Source organism: Helicobacter sp. NHP19-012, assembly GCF_019703325.1.
In the GTDB taxonomy this organism is placed as follows: domain Bacteria; phylum Campylobacterota; class Campylobacteria; order Campylobacterales; family Helicobacteraceae; genus Helicobacter; species Helicobacter gastrofelis.
Window position 1 is genome coordinate 906,898 of sequence record NZ_AP024819.1, and the last position, 15,105, is coordinate 922,002.

Below are 15,105 nucleotides of genomic sequence, written 5' to 3' on the forward strand. Positions count from 1 at the left end.
TATAGCCTAAATCACCCAATCTAAAGTTTAGAAAGTGTAACTCAAATACGCCGTAACCGAGCGCCCGGGGCCGGGTTGCAAACCTGCTGGGCTAGAACCAATGCCGGTGAAGTAATACTTCATGTTGAAAATATTATTCACCTGTAAGCTGCCCACGATTTTATGCCGCCCACTCTCCCAAAAGACTTGACTCACTTGGATATTCCACACCCAATACCAGGGCAACATCCCCTCGTGTTGGGTCATACACCACGCCGCACATTGTCCGCCATTGGCATTTGGACCAGAATTAGTGTAACGCTGGGTTCCATAGTAGCCCCCCGCTGCGCTGTTGCTGATCCCGCTGTAAGCCCGGCTATAAAAGTAGCTAGACAAACCAAAGGTGGTTTTTTTATAGGTGTAGCGCGCGTCTAAGATGAATTGGTAGGGACTCACAAAGGGGAAGTGCTTGTTGTAGCTGGTCCCGGGCAAAACACCGCCATTTAAATCTGTTAATTGCTCGTGGCTGGTAACACGCGTGTCAATGTAGTTAAAGGCGGCGTGGAGCTGTAAACCCTGAATGGGTCTATAGTATGCCTCTAACTCTACACCCTGAGAATAGCCATTGACGGGGCGCACATTGCCCTTCATAGGTCCGCTGGTGTAGATAGAATATTGCCCGGTCGCAAAATCTCTAGCCCAAATGCGGAAAAAGTCGGCATTGAAGCTAACCTTACTCTTATAAGTGTAGCGCGCCCCAACTTCTACGGTGTCAAAATGTTGGGTGAAGTATTCCGCCCCGCCATAGCTCAAAACATCCAATTGTGGCGGGACATAGGAGCGTTGGTAGTTAAAGTAAGTGAGCAGCGTGTGATCGCCCTGTATGGGGATAAAGCCTATATTAGTCGAGGGCATCCAGTTATTCATATTCTTAATTTTTTCTAGGTCTTTTTTAGGGATGGAGGCCCAGTTAGCAGCGTTTTCATTGTTGTATTGCACCAAAGCGTAGCGCAGTCCGGGCACCACAAAAAAGCGCCCATTCCAAGTTTCGATGCGATCGCTCAAATACACGGCGGTGTAGTCGTTGCGCCAGTTATTCCAGTTCTTATACAAACCATGCTTGATGTGGGGTTGCCAGCCGCTCATCACATTTGCGCCCTCACATAAAAAGCCTGCCCCCTCTCCGCTCGTTTTAGTGGCACACTCGTTGGTGTTCATGTATTGGCGTTGTAAAAAGGTGGTGGTCATGTAGCGCAAGCCCATGATAAAAGTTTGTTTGACCTTGCCAGTATTCACCACGAGATTCACCTTGGGCTCAAAGGCGTTGTTGATGGAGCGCACGGGGTTTTCCACTTCGCCCCAGCCATTGTAGTTCGTGGCGTAGTAGGGCACGGCTAAGTTGTAGCCACTAAGCCCCTGCGCCGCACAGCTTGCAGCACTAAAGCAAGTCACCATGTTCGCGCTGTTGTAGCTAGAGCTCACTTGGAAGTCGCGCGTCATGAATTGCCCATAGTAGGTGAAGCTAAAAGTCCCCCCGATTTTTTCTAAGTCGCCAAAGCGGTTTTCATACACGATGCCAAAGCGCTGGGATCGCCCGCCTTTGGAGTTCAAAGGACGCATGTTGGCAAAGCGGTTTTCTTGGTACTGCTCTGCGCTTAGGCTCCCGGGCTGGGCGATGTTGAATTTATAGTATTGGTAGTAGGCTTTGATGCCGTTTTTTTCGTTGATGTCATAGACTCCATCGAGCCAGTAGTTTTGGATATTGGTCGGGCTGTTGTCCCTAAAGCCCTGTCCATCGACCCAGTTAGCCTGCGCCTGCACGCCGACATGTTTGTTGATCATCCCTCCGCTACGCACATAGGTGTTGTAAAGGATGTCATTGCCTAAAGATTTTAAGAAAGAGGGATTACCGGTTTTGCCAGGAGGCGCAGCAAATCCTGCATTGCGCGCCTTAGCCCAAAAGGTGGTTCTCTCCGCCACTTGGTTTTCCCAGTGCTTGGGAATGGGCTTGGTGATGATGTTCACGATCCCGCCATAGGTGTTGGGTCCGTATTGCACGCTTCCCCCGCCCTTGATCACATCGATGCGATCGATGGCTTGGAAGGTTACGGGGAAGATGTCTAGCTCAATGTGCGAGTAAGGCGCCATATAAACGGGGATGCCATTGACCAACATCAAGGTGGCATCGCTGTGCCCTGAGCCCCCCGCCCCAAAACCGCGGATTTGGATACTGGGCATCGCCCCCACGCCAGTAGCGTTTCTCACCTGTAAGCCCGGGACATTTTGCAAGGCCTCTTCGATGCTTTGGTTGGCCTGTTGGCTGAGGGCTTTATGCGAGATCACCGTGCGGCTACCCGTGTATTTTTTCACCTCTTCATCTTGCCAGCTTTTAGGCGCGGTGATTCCGCTATAGCCCAAATTGACATGTCCGGAGTAGTCGGTTTTGCCTCTTTGCCCGGCGGTAGAAACTTTGCCTAGGGTGTAGGTTTTATCCTTAGCGTCTAAAGCCACTTGGCACGCCAAAGAGGCTATCAAAGCCGAAAGCAATCTTTTATGCATGATGCGAAAAACTCCTCGCTCTAAATTTTAAAGGTCGAACACAAAACACAGAGAACCCGAAAGCCCTCAACCTAACCACCGGCAAAGCCAGTAATAAAAATCGAACTTTTTTAATAAAGTTGGCGTATTGTATTCTAATAAACTTAAGATTTTCTAAAAAATTTGGCTCAATTAACTTTTTGTTTATCTTCTTCTAGTAGATAGTTTCCGCTCTTGACACAAAGGATTCGGGTGTTGTGGATGCTTGGGCGCGTTTTTTGACCTTTACTCAGCTCTTGCACTTGGTATTCTTTGCAAGTGCCTTGACTTGGGCGGACATACTTATCTTGCCACTCCAAATATTCTTTAGAGTGCGCCACTTGGCTATCCAAATACTCTTTTTCATACACCTCCACATACTCCAAAAACTTAGGGCTTAAGTGCAAGTCGTTCTTCTTGATGTCGGTTTTTCTCTCGGCTTTGACCTCATCTGTGGTGGTGCTAAACTCCGTGGGGGTGGTTTGTCCCACTTGGGGGGGGCGTTGGTAGGTCCTAATGGTCCTTGTGGTGGTGGTGGAGTAGGTGCTTCTCCACTCTGTAACACGGCTAGGCTCGATCTGCAGGCATTGGCGGGTGCGTGCTCTAGGGCATAGCCCTTCGCTGTAATTTGCCTTGCTTAAAATAAAAGTGTGTGTGGTCGTGGTGGGTCCTAACACTTCAATTTTAGGGGGCAATTCTACGTAATCTAGCGTGATCCCCGCCTCTTTGCCATGTGCGCTGTCGGCTTGAAGGCTACAAGGGCTAATGTCTATGTAGTGCCCGCTGGCTTTATCCAAAGCGCGCACGACACTCGGGCGTGTGGCTTGCAATTTTTCATCGTCATAGCTCCAAACCCCACAAGCTTCCTCTTGCGCCCCTTGTGTGCTTAAAGGCAGACTTAAAAGAGGGGGTGTGTTTTGTGCGCTCGAACGAGGACTTTGGGGGTTGGGGCTTGTGCGCCTTGGGCTGTAGCGGCGTGTGTTTCTACTTTGTATGCCTGCACTGTGGGCAGAAGGAGAACTTCTAGTGCTTGTGGTGCTTTTTGCGCCCGTAGAACTGCCTGCATTGCGGCTTGTGGCTGTAGAACCCCTTGTACTTCTAGCAGAGCTGGGGCGTGGGCTAGAACTCTTAGAGCTTGTGGTTTTTCTTGTGCTCATGGGTTTTCTGCTATAGCTTCTAGGGTTGTAGGTGGGGAATGTAGGGAATGTGGTTTTTACACTTTTATTCTCTTGGCTCTCTTTGGTGCTGTTTTGGGGCGGGTTTTGCGTGCCTATATTTGGTGGGTTTACGCCCACACTTGTGGGGCTTAGAGGTGTTAGAAAAGGGGCACTTTGTGGGGACGCAAAGTGCGGATAAGTTTGTGGAGGCAAGTCTAGCATTTGTGCCATTTTTGAGGGGCTAGGGTCTTTGAAATAAATGCGTGTGCCTTTGTGGATTTTATTTAGCAAAAGCGCACCTAGCTCTTGCGTGGTTTGGAGTTTTAGGGGCAAAACACGCAGTGCGTGTTTTGCTGGCGTTGCGCGTTTGCTTGAGGGTAACTTTTTAAGGCGCAAGGTCTGTAAAAAAAGTTGATTGCCCTGAAGTCGATACACCCCCTCGACAATGAGCTGTTTTTGGGCGGTGTTTTTGTAAAGGACATACCCGCTAAAACGCCCACTCTTTTGTTTTAGGGGCAAATCTTGGAGGGTTTGGATGGTCAAACCCTGCAAACAAGCCACCGCTAAAAGCCACAACACCCAAAACATGAAACCCCCTAGCCGGTGTTTCTCAAGCCTTGAGCAATGCCAATTAAAGTGCTTTGTATGGCAAGCTTGATTTCGTCTTTGGGGTGGTGCTTAAACGCCTTGATGAGCTCGGTTTGCAAGCAACTAAGGGCGTTGATGTAGGGGGTTCTAAATAAAATCCCTTGCCTAACTAGTTCGTCTTTTTCTAATAACGCGCTCTCTTGGCGGATAGCTAAAATGCGCTCTAGGCTCGTGGTAAATTCGTTTTTAATCTGCGCCCAAATGTGCGCAGCATTGGGGACATCGTGGGCGAATTGGTGGTATTCTCTAGCGGTGTCTAAATCCACTTTTAATAAGACTTGGGCGATGTTGTCGATCACCACCTTAAAAAACCCACCCTCAAGGTAGCATTTTTGCAAATCGGCTAAATCCACGCTCTTAAGCGCACTGCCCACGCCAAACCACGCCGGTAAAATGCTTCTATTTTGCGTCCACGCAAAGACCCATGGGATCGCCCTTAAATCCTCTAACTTCGTGCTTTCCTTGCGCTTGGCGGGGCGTGAGCCTAAATTCAACTCTTGGATAAAGGCGATGGGGGTGGCTTGTTTGAAGTATTCCAAAAAGCCGTGCATGGTGTAGAGCTGACGGTAGGTGGTGTAAGAGATTTTTGAGAGTTGTTGCATGAGCTCTTTAGTGGCGGGGCTAATGGGGTTTTTAGACATCCCCTTTTCATCGTAGAGCGACTTTTTTAGCAACGCCCCCACAATGTTAGATAGATTATTGAGCGCGCTCGTGTTGTTGAGGTATCTCGAGCTGATGGTTTCGCCTTGTTCGGTAAGTTTCAAGGTGTCTTGCACACTAAAAAGCGGGGCACTTAATAAAGCGTCCTCTAAGCTTCCCCCGCCCCGACTCACACTCCCCCCGCCCATGGAACAAAATAAATTCAATGCCCAGCTCTTGACCCAAAGCGACCAAACGGCAGATCGCCATGTGTAGGTTGTAGTTGCTCGCAAAAATCCCCCCATCCTTGCTTGAATCGGAGTAACCCACCATGATCTCTTGGGTGTTTTGCATGCCCTGCAAATAGGCTTGGTAGTGGGGGTTGGCGTGCAGGGCTTTTAAAATTTTGGGGGCGTGGTTTAAATCCTCAATGGTTTCAAAAAGGGGAGTGATGTATAAATCTTTTTCTAGCCCCACTTGTTTGACCAGCCACAGCACGGCGAGTAGGTCGCTTGCCTGCGTTGTCATGGAGATGATGACACTTGAAAAGGCGTTTTTGGCGATTTTGCACTGTGCCCAAAGCATGGTTAAAAAGCCCTCTAGTAGCCGTTTGCACTCTGCGCTCACCTGTGGCAGCAGCGACCAAAAGGAAATGGGTTCTAGTTTGAGGGCATGGTTTAGGGCTTCTAGCTTTTGCTCTTCAGGCAGGGCGTAAAAGTCGGTGGCAAGAGAGAGTAGAGAAAAAACCTCGCTCAGGGCATTGACAAACACCGCCCGATGTTCTCTAAAATCCAAACTCAGCAAGTGAAAGCCCGTGAGCAAGACTAAATTTTTAAAACGGCGTATAGAGCCTTGCAAACTAGGCTCTAAGTTTTCTAAAAGCAAATCAATGTCGGCAACAAGTTCGCCGGCGTGTTGGTAGCTAAAGTCAATGGGGATAGGCGAATTAAGGGCGATGAGGCGGTTTTTTAATTTGGTTTGCATTAAAAGCAATTTGGCTCTAAAGGGCTCTTTGGGGTGCAACCTTGCACTCGTGGGGTCTAGTTTGTGATAGGACTCGTTTAAATCGGCTTGCAGGGCAGCAGAGATGGGGCAAAAGTCCACAGAGATAGACAACTCACGGCGCAATTTGTCTAGCTCTTTGAGGTAGAGGTCGATGATAAAGTGGTGTTGGATCGCCACGACTTCACGCATGAGGGCATTAGTAACCATGGGGTTACCATCGCGATCCCCGCCGATCCAGCTGCCCAGTTTGAGCGGGGCGGGGGTGGGGGGGGTTTTAAATGCCGCTTGGATTTGTTGGCATAAATCTAAACAGCTAGGCAGAAACGAGTTTTCTAGGATATACAGCAGATTGTCTAGTTCAAACAAGACCTCTAGTTTTTCTTGGCGCACGAGGTGGCTTTTATACAGCAGGCGCAGGCGGTAGGCGAGCCGCTCTTTGGCTTTTTTCATCCCCAAAGGGTCGCAGGGGTGGTCAAAAATCGTAGCAAGATCGCCAAACATTTCCTGGATCGCTTCTAAAAAGGTGCGGCGCATGGATTGCGTGGGGTGGGCGGTGAAAACGGGGTAAAAGCGGATGTGTTGCAGTTTGTCGGCAAGTTCCTTAGGGCTAAAGCCCGCTTGGCTGAGATCTTTATGGGCTTTGGCTAGCCCCATGGTGGAGGGTTGTTTGTTTCTATAGCGCTCTTCTACGAGATTAGCTAAGATGTGATAGAGCGAAAAAGCCTTAATCACTTCTAAGATTTGATCCGATTTAATCGTGGCTTGCAATTCTTGGGCCAATTGCGTGGGGGGGGCGTAGCTTTTAAATAGGCTTTTGAGGGTGCTAAAATAGCTAGTGCTTTTAGGGCTAAACTCCTGTAAAATTTCTAAGAGCAAGTCTTGCAAAAAGTCTAATTCCACTTGGATGTTTTGCGCCACGCACTCTCCTAAAAACAAAACTTAAGTTGTTTTCGTTTAGAATAGGCGCTCATCATAAATGAAAGGGTAATTTATGGGCGATTTACCCATTTACACCGACCAAGATGGCAATTTAGAAACACTTTTACACCAAAGAGTCGCCATTTTGGGCTACGGGGCGCATGGGCGTGCACACGCACTTAACTTAAGGGATAGTGGGGTGGCGGTGCAAGTCGGGTTGTATGACGGAAGCCCTAGTGCAGCCGTTGCCAAAAAAGATGGCTTTGAAGTCTCTAGTGTCAAAAAATGCGTGAAAGAGTGCTCCACTTTGGCATTTCTCTTACCCGATGAAATCCACGGGGACATTTACAAGCAAGAGCTCGCCCCCTACATACAGCCCGGACAGACTTTGATCTTTGCGCATGGCTTTAGCGTGTGTTTCGGGCAGGTGCAAGCCCCTGAGGGTGTGGGCTTAGCGTTGGTGTCGCCCAAAAGTACGGGTTATGCCCTAAGAGAAAATTACAAAGAGGGGCGAGGAGTCTTCGCGTTAATGGGCGTGCAGCAAGACAACAGCCACAAAAACGCCAAAGAAATTGCCCTAAGTTACGCCTGCGCTTTGGGCTGTGGGCGGGTGGGGATTTTAGAAACCACCTTCAAGGACGAAACCCATTGCGATTTGTTCGGCGAGCAAGCGGTGCTGTGCGGGGGGGTGGAGCACTTGCTGCTCAACGCTTTTAACACCCTCGTGGAGGCGGGTTATCCTAAAGAAGTTGCCTATTTTGAGTGCGTGCAAGAGTTGAAGGTGATTGCAGATTTGATTTACGCTAAAGGCTTGGTTAGCATGCAAGAGCATATCTCTAACACCGCTGAGTATGGGGGGCTAGTGAGTGGGGGCAAAGTCGTGGATACAAGCGTGAAAGAAAGAATGCGTAGCATTCTGGCGAAGATACAGGACGGCTCGTTTGCAAAGAGTTTCTTAGATGAGAAAGAGCAGGGCTATCCCCAAATCCACGAGAGCCGCAAAGCCCTAGGGGTGCACCCCTTGGAGCAGGTGGGGGCGCATTTGCGGCAATATTTGTTTAAGTAGGGGTTTTCGTGGTCATCACAATCACTTCGGGCAAGGGCGGGGTGGGTAAAAGCACCTCTACGGCGAATTTAGCCATTGGGCTTGCCATGCAGGGCAAAAGAGTCGTGGCGATTGACTTTGACATAGGTCTGCGTAATTTAGACATGATTTTGGGGCTAGAGAACCGCATTGTCTACGATGTGGTGGATGTGATGGAAGGCAACTGTAAGTTGCCTCAGGCTTTAATCACAGACAAAAAGAACAAAGACTTGTTCTTTTTGCCCGCTTCACAGAGCAAGGACAAAAATATCCTAGAGAAGTCCAAAGTGCAAGCCTTGATTGCGGATTTAAAAGCGCAGTTTGACTTCGTGTTGATCGACTCGCCCGCAGGCATTGAAAGCGGATTTGAGCACGCCATGCTCTTTGCCGATCGGGCGATCGTGGTGGTAACGCCTGAAGTCAGCAGTGTTAGGGATAGCGATCGGGTCATAGGGATCATGGACGCCAAAAGCCAAAAGGTTAAGGACGGGCAAGAAATGGTCAAGCACATTTTGATCAACCGCATTAAGCCCGAGTTGGTGGAGAAACAAGAGATGCTCTCTAATGAGGATGTGTTAAAAATCCTTGCTCTGCCCTTAATCGGCTTAGTGCCCGAGGATCCTAAAATCATATCCGCTACAAACACGGGCGAGCCGATCATTTACACCCAAAGCCCAAGCGCACTCGCATTTCAAAGGATCACCAAGCGCATTTTGGGCGAGGATGTCCCCTTTGTAGAGTTTAAAACTAAGCGGGGGTTGATGGGGGCGTTAAGGGGCTTGTTTGCATGACCTTGCTCACCAAATGGTTTAAGGGCACGAGCAGCGCACACATTGCCAAGGACCGCTTAAAGCTCGTGCTCGCCTATGAACGCAGTGTCCGTCTGCCCTACATGGAGGAGATGAAAAAAGAGATTTTAGCCGTTGTGCAAAAATACATCCATACAAGCAAAATCGATGTGCGGGCAAATTCCAACCACGACATAGACACCCTAGAAGTGGAGATTGTGCTCGAAAAGCAAACCCCCACTTCTTAAATGCAAAGCCATTTTACGCCAAAGCCCCTAGACTTCTTGCCTTTAAGTTTTAAAGCCCTAAAAAACCCTCCTAAACTCTTGCACTATGTGGGGGAGTTAAGGCACTTGCAAGCCCCCTTAAAAGTCGCCCTTGTGGGCACAAGAAAACCCACCACCTACACCCAGCAATGCACCGCCACGCTGGCAAGAGAATTAGCCAAAATCGGGGCGGTGGTTATAAGTGGGGGAGCACTAGGCGTAGACATCATCGCTCAAAAAAACGCCCTACCCGCCACGATCATGCTCGCCCCCTGCTCCTTAGAGCGCATTTACCCACCTAGCAACGCCCAAGTCATTAAAGAAATTGCCAAAGAGGGGCTGATTTTAAGCGAATACACTAAGGATTTGCAGCCCCACCGCTACACCTTTTTAGAGCGCAACCGCTTGGTTATTGCCTTAAGTGATGTCGTCGTTATCCCCGAAGCACAAGAAAACAGCGGGTCTATGGCGAGTGCAAGATTAGCCCAAGAATTAAACAAGCCCTTATTTGTCCTACCCCAAAGGCTCTTTGAGAGCCCGGGCACAAATGCTCTTTTAGCGCAAAATAAAGCCCAAGCCATTTACGACATAGTGGAGTTCGTGGGAGATTTAGCTAGGGATTTTGGCTTAAGCCTACCGGTTGCAAAAACCCAAAGCACAAATACAGACTTTTTAGAGTTTTGCCAAAAGTCCCCTAGCTTTGAAGAAGCCTATGCGGTGTTTGGGGATTTACTGCTCGAGCAAGAGCTCTTGGGCGTGGTGAAAAGAGAAAACGGGCGAGTGGTGGTGCTGTGATTTTGGCGTGCGACATTGGCTTAAAACGCATTGGCTTGGCTATGAGCGTGCAGGGCATTATCTTGCCTTTAGAGCCGATTTTACGCTTTAATCGTAAACAAGCCAGTCAAGAGTTGCAAGCCCTCTTAGACACCAAAAAGCCTTCTTGCCTTGTGGTGGGCTTGCCCCCTGAAAACTACGCCGACACACGCAAACGCATTCTGCACTTTGTGGGGCTTTTAAACTTTGCCCCTGTAGTGTTTGTCAATGAGTGCAACACCAGCCTAGATGCCCTAGAGCACACCCACCACCTCAAGACACAAAAACGCCAAAAAGCCCGCAAGGACGGCACTCTGGATAGCCTCGCTGCCTGTGAAATCTTAAAACGCTATCACGAAATGTTGGTGTAAAGGGCGATCACATCGTCGTCCTCTTCGATCTTGTCGATCAGTTTTTCGCTCTCGGCTAGGGCTTGCTCGCTTAGGCTAATGGGGGCGTTGGCAATGCGTTGCAAGCTCGCCTTTTGCACAGGGATTTTTAAGGTTTCAAAGCCCTCGTTTAGCTGTTTAAAGTCTTGGTAATCGCCAATGGCAAAAAAGCTTTCCCCTTCCACTTCTAAACTCTCTAGCCCATAATCGATTAAACTAAGCTCCAAATCCTCTAAGGACAGATTTAAAGGTTTTAAATCCTCCAAACGCCCCTCTAAAACGCTTTTTCTTGAAAACATAAACTCCAAAGAGCCGTTATTGACAATGCTCGCCCCGGGGGTTTTGTTGAAGTAGCTTTTAAGGTTAGCGATGGTGCGGGTGGGGTTGTCGGTCATGCACTCGATGAAAAGCAAGACCCCGTGATTCGCCTTGCCCTCATAGCTCACCTCCACTAATTGCCCCTCTTTACTGCTCGCCCTTTTGATCGCCGCGTCTATGTTGTCCTTAGGCATGTTTTGCGCTTTAGCGTTTAAAATCGCTGTGCGTAATTTGGCGTTGCTGGCCGGGTCCCCTCCACCCTCTTTAGCTGCTAGCGTGATCGCCTTAGCCAATTTAGGAAACACCTTACTCATTTTATCCCAGCGTTTTTCTTTCGCTGCCCGTCTGTATTCAAAAGCCCGTCCCATTAAAATCCTTTCTGTAGTAACTCAGCCACCTCTTTGGCGTGGTAGCTAATGATCATATCCGCCCCCGCCCTTTTAAAGGCGGTCATGGTCTCTAGCACTAAATTATTGTAGTCCATGAGATTGTGGGCTTGGGCGAGTTTAAACATGGAATACTCCCCACTCACATTGTAGATAGCAAGGGGCAGCAGGGTGCGTTCTTTAATGTCCCTGATGATGTCTAAATAGGCAAGGGCGGGTTTTACCATGAGAATGTCCGCCCCCTGCACTTCGTCCTCTAAACTCTCTAAAATCGCTTCAAAGCGGTTAGAAAAGTCCATTTGATACGCCTTACGATCTCCAAAGCTAGGCGCGGAGTTAGCCGCCTCTCTAAAAGGCCCGTAGTAGCTGCTGGCAAACTTTGTAGAGTAGCTCATAATGGGTAGGTGGCTAAAGCCGTTAGAATCTAGGGCTTGGCGTAAAGCGGCTACCATACCATCTAACATGCTGCTAGGGGCAATCATATCCACCCCACTTTGCACCAAGATGAGGGCTTGTTTTGCCAAAATTTCTAAAGTGGCATCGTTGTCTAACACCCCATTTTTTAAAATCCCACAATGCCCGTGGTCGGTGTATTCGCAAAAGCACAAATCCGCCACCACGCACAAATCGGGAAAGTTTTCTTTGATCGCCCTTGTAGCGGTGGCGACAATGTGATCATCTTTTAAGGCACTTGAGCCCGTGCTGTCTTTGTGGCTAGGCAGTCCAAAGAGCAGCACCGCCTTAATGCCTAGGTTTTGTAGTAGGGTGCACTCTTTGAGTAAATCCTCTAAATCCATTTGCAACACCCCGGGCATGGAGGCGATGGGCGCACTCTTGCCTTCTTGGCGCACAAAGAGTGGGGCGATGAAGTCGGCGGTGTGTAACCTCGTTTCACGCACAAGGTTACGCAAAGTGGGCGTGGTCCTAAGACGGCGGAATCGTTTAAACATGGCAATCCTTATTTTTTAAGATGAAACAATCCTTGCAAAAGGGGGTATTGATGGCTGTCTTTAGGGCGTTTAGGGATAAAAAGCCCACGCTATCAATCCCTATAGTTTGGGCTTCATGGCCTTGCACGCTTAAAAGCTCGTTTTCTTTGGGGATGTCAATGCCCCAAAGGCAGGGGGCTAAAATGGCGGGGGAAGTGAGCAATAAATGGATGTGCCTAGCCCCTGCACTTTTGAGCATTTGGACCACGACTTTACTGGTCGTCCCCCTAACCAAAGAGTCGTCTATTAAAATAATGTCCTTGCCTTTAATGGGTTCAGCCACTAGGCTAAATTTTTGGCGGGCTTTAAGCTCCCTGCTCTCTTGACTGCTCTCTATGAAAGAGCGTCCCACATAGGGATTAAGGCTTAAAAGAGGGGCAAAGTCTAGACCTAGTTCTTTGGCATAAGCTAGGGCGGCTAGGGTGCCGCTACTTGGGATAGGCAGCACAAAATCCGCTTTTAAGGGGTGTTCTTTGGCTAGGGCTTGGCCTAATTTGGCACGCAGGGCATACACGCTTTGGTTAAACACTATGCTGCTAGGGCGGCTAAAGTAAATGGCTTCAAACACGCAGGGGCTAGGCGTGGGGGTGGCTAAAAGAGCTACGCCCTTTTTAGTGTAAAGCGTGGCGGGGGGGGATTCTTTGATGTTTATCGCCTCTAAAGCCTGCAGGGCGCAGGTCTCGCTGGCTAGGGCAAACCCGCCGTTTAAATCCCCCACAAAAAGGGGGCGATAACCTTTTGGGTCGCGCACTGCCATTAAATCATTGGGGGCTAAGACTAGAAAGGAGTAAGCTCCTTTAAGCGTGGGGACAATTTCCTTAAGTCTAGCTTCTAGACTAGGGGCTGTGGCTTGCTCTAGGGCTTTGGCGATGAACTTTGCGGGGGTTGTTGTGTTGTGTAAATTGCCACAAAAGGCGATGGCTAATCTCTCATTGGCGTAAAAGTCGTGGTAACTGCCTAAAACCTGCCCTAAAGCGTGGGGGGCGGAGGTGAAAAAATCGGGGGGGGTGCTGCTCAGTAACCCTTGAGATTGCTTAAACTCTATGTGGCTGTTAGCAGTGGCTAGGGCGATGCCCTCTTGGGCGCGGTGTTGCAAGGAGAGCAGGGCCTGGTGGGCAAGAGCGGGGGTGGCGCAAGCAAAGAGCCCAAACACTAGACCCTAGCCCCCCGTTTAGGCACTTTGGAAAAGAGCGGTCCAAATTCTTGCAAAATGCATCCGTGTATCGTAAAAATGTTGCGCTCATCTTTGTAGGCGTAGCTTAAACGCAATTCTAAAGTGTCCAATGCGCTTTTGATGATATACATGCCCAGCCCAAAACCATGCGCCTCGCTAGGGTTTTCGTGGTGGAAGTAGGGTTTGAAGTAGTGCATTAAGTCCTCTTTTAAAGGCTCGCCCCGATTTGAGATGGCAATGTCCTTACCGATGGTTTCAATTTTGACCTGCCGATCGGGGCTGTATTTTAAGGCATTGTCTAGCAAATTTTTAACCACAAGGCTAAAAAGCTCAAAGTCGGTCTCAAGGGTGTGGTTTGGCACATTTGCTACAATGCAAGCACTCCCCTTGTCTAAGAGCAACATGTTTTTTACATGCTCTAATAGGCGGTCCATCAAAAACATTTCTTTGGTGATTTTGTAGTTCTTAGAGGAGAGCTGCTCGATGCGGGCAAATTGCTCGATCAAAGCGTTTAGACGCTTAAAAGTGGTGAGTAGCCTTTCTTTTTGCACGCTGTTGTCCACCATTTCGGCGACAATCATTCCCTTTGCAATAGGGGTGCGTAGCTCGTGCATGATAGCGCGCAAGAATAAAATGCGCGACTCGTTCATGCCTTTAATTTTTTTGATAGCATTGTCAAAGGCTAGGGCTAAGTCTCCGATCTCATCTTGTTGGTCTAACTTGCACTCTATATCCATTTCCCCGCTTGAAAATAGGTGGACTTTTTTACGCAGTTCATTGATGGGGATAAAACCTTGCAACATGAAAACAAAAATCATGGTGATTAAAAACGCCCCCACAGAGATCGCAAAGTAGTAGTTGCGGTAAGAGGTCTTTTGGATTTCCTTATACAGCACCGTGTCGCCCTGACTTTTAAGGGAGATAAAAATTTTGTTGCCAACCTTGATGATGCGGGCTAGGGGATTCTCATCGTTTTCGATTATACCCTTCTGTTTGTCTAGGATTTCGTGCAGTTCTTGTTGGGTGATCTCTTGAAAACCCAATTCATGTAAATAGACTTCAGCAGAGTAGCGGTTATTTTTGTCGGCTAGAACTTGGTTGATTGTGGTGATGAATTGTTGGTGGCGGATTTGGGTTTGAAAATTCTCATGATCGATCTGTGAGCGGATAAAATAGTAAGAAAACGCCGCAAAGCTTGTGATCGAGATCACAAACAAAAAGACAATCTTACTAAAGATTGAAAAAGGCATTTAAAACTCTAGTTTATAGCCAACCCCCCGCACAGAGATGATGTGCTTAGGCTTCTTAGGGTCTTGCTCGATCTTGGAGCGCAAACGCCCAATGATGACATCTATGCTTTTATTGGAGCTTTCGGGACTAATGGACTCGGATTCAATGGCGATCGACTCCCTAGAAAAGACATAGCCCTTTTTGCTGATCAAGAGCGTAAGAATTTCATACTCCGCTCGGGTGAGCTCGAGTTTCCTATTTTGCATATAGACCTCTCTAGCATCGTGGTCTATCTTAAAAAGGTTGTTTTTGGCTTGCGTTTCTCCCTCTTGTGGGGGTTTTTTATTGTAGCGGCGCAACAAGGATTGGATGCGGGCTAGAAGTTCTTTAGGGTCGTAGGGTTTGGGGATGTAGTCGTCCGCCCCACACTCTAGGGCTTCTACCTTGTCGCTAAGGTCATTTCTAGCTGAAGAGATAATAATAGGAATGTCTTTTTGTTTAGAAATGCGCTTACACACCTCTAAGCCATCTAAATTAGGCAAGGTCAAGTCCAAGAGCAGTAGGTCGTATTGTTGGGTAGTGGCGGCACTGATGCCGGTGTAGGGCTCATCACAATTCACCACTTCAATGTCATGCTGGCTTAAAAATTCGCTCAAAATCTCAGCTAACTCAACATCATCTTCTATCATGAGTATCTTGATCATAAGCACCTCAATAGAAAGTTAACAAACGCCAAATATTAACA

At 48.5% G+C, this 15,105-nt stretch carries 12 protein-coding genes and 1 pseudogene; 5 read left to right on the forward strand and 8 right to left on the reverse strand.

All coding sequences use genetic code 11. From position 1 onward, the window contains the following. Positions 1-27 precede the first annotated feature (27 nt). From K6J74_RS04590 to K6J74_RS04600, 3 genes and pseudogenes are all read right to left on the reverse strand, one after another. Positions 28-2,538: a TonB-dependent receptor family protein gene (locus K6J74_RS04590; RefSeq protein ID WP_221271135.1), complete on the reverse strand. Its 2,511-nt coding sequence runs from the start codon at positions 2,536-2,538 to the stop codon at positions 28-30. 167 nt (positions 2,539-2,705) lie between these two features. Beyond that, positions 2,706-4,301: a hypothetical protein gene (locus K6J74_RS04595; protein ID WP_221271136.1), complete on the reverse strand. Its 1,596-nt coding sequence runs from the start codon at positions 4,299-4,301 to the stop codon at positions 2,706-2,708. An 8-nt stretch (positions 4,302-4,309) separates the two neighbouring features. Beyond that, positions 4,310-6,923, reverse strand: a pseudogene (locus K6J74_RS04600) (phosphoenolpyruvate carboxylase). 73 nt (positions 6,924-6,996) lie between these two features. Between K6J74_RS04600 and ilvC the strand changes: the two are divergent. Genes ilvC through ruvX form a run of 5 tightly spaced genes read left to right on the forward strand, consistent with a single transcriptional unit; the run spans position 6,997 to position 10,245 of the window. Then, on the forward strand, positions 6,997-7,989 hold the full coding sequence (gene ilvC / locus K6J74_RS04605; protein ID WP_221271137.1) for a ketol-acid reductoisomerase: 993 nt from the start codon (positions 6,997-6,999) through the stop codon (positions 7,987-7,989). Positions 7,990-7,997: 8 nt separating this feature from the next. Further along, positions 7,998-8,798, forward strand: a complete 801-nt coding sequence (minD, locus tag K6J74_RS04610) for a septum site-determining protein MinD (RefSeq protein ID WP_221271138.1) — start codon at positions 7,998-8,000, stop codon at positions 8,796-8,798. Beyond that, positions 8,795-9,043, forward strand: a complete 249-nt coding sequence (gene minE / locus K6J74_RS04615; protein ID WP_221271139.1) for a cell division topological specificity factor MinE — start codon at positions 8,795-8,797, stop codon at positions 9,041-9,043. Before minD ends, minE begins: the two co-directional genes overlap by 4 nt. Beyond that, a complete protein-coding gene (gene dprA, locus K6J74_RS04620; protein WP_221271140.1) occupies positions 9,044-9,856 on the forward strand; it encodes a DNA-processing protein DprA in 813 nt (270 codons plus the stop codon). After that, on the forward strand, positions 9,853-10,245 hold the full coding sequence (gene ruvX, locus K6J74_RS04625) for a Holliday junction resolvase RuvX (RefSeq protein WP_221271141.1): 393 nt from the start codon (positions 9,853-9,855) through the stop codon (positions 10,243-10,245). Before dprA ends, ruvX begins: the two co-directional genes overlap by 4 nt. On the opposite strand, the gene K6J74_RS04630 is transcribed toward ruvX, so the two are convergent. Genes K6J74_RS04630 through arsR form a run of 5 tightly spaced genes read right to left on the reverse strand, consistent with a single transcriptional unit; the run spans position 10,227 to position 15,064 of the window. Beyond that, positions 10,227-10,949, reverse strand: coding sequence for a YebC/PmpR family DNA-binding transcriptional regulator (locus tag K6J74_RS04630; protein WP_221271142.1), 723 nt, complete (start codon positions 10,947-10,949; stop codon positions 10,227-10,229). The two genes, ruvX and K6J74_RS04630, sit on opposite strands and share 19 nt — an antisense overlap. Further along, the gene (gene hemB / locus K6J74_RS04635) at positions 10,949-11,917 is read right to left on the reverse strand and encodes a porphobilinogen synthase (protein WP_221271143.1); all 969 of its coding nucleotides are present in this window, start codon (positions 11,915-11,917) and stop codon (positions 10,949-10,951) included. Before hemB ends, K6J74_RS04630 begins: the two co-directional genes overlap by 1 nt. Further along, the gene (locus tag K6J74_RS04640) at positions 11,910-13,109 is read right to left on the reverse strand and encodes an amidophosphoribosyltransferase (RefSeq protein WP_221271144.1); all 1,200 of its coding nucleotides are present in this window, start codon (positions 13,107-13,109) and stop codon (positions 11,910-11,912) included. Before K6J74_RS04640 ends, hemB begins: the two co-directional genes overlap by 8 nt. Continuing rightward, a complete protein-coding gene (locus K6J74_RS04645) occupies positions 13,109-14,380 on the reverse strand; it encodes an ArsS family sensor histidine kinase (RefSeq protein WP_221271145.1) in 1,272 nt (423 codons plus the stop codon). The genes K6J74_RS04640 and K6J74_RS04645 overlap by 1 nt, the downstream gene beginning before the upstream one ends. Next, positions 14,381-15,064, reverse strand: coding sequence for an acid response regulator transcription factor ArsR (gene arsR / locus K6J74_RS04650; RefSeq protein ID WP_221271146.1), 684 nt, complete (start codon positions 15,062-15,064; stop codon positions 14,381-14,383). Positions 15,065-15,105: the final 41 nt, after the last annotated feature.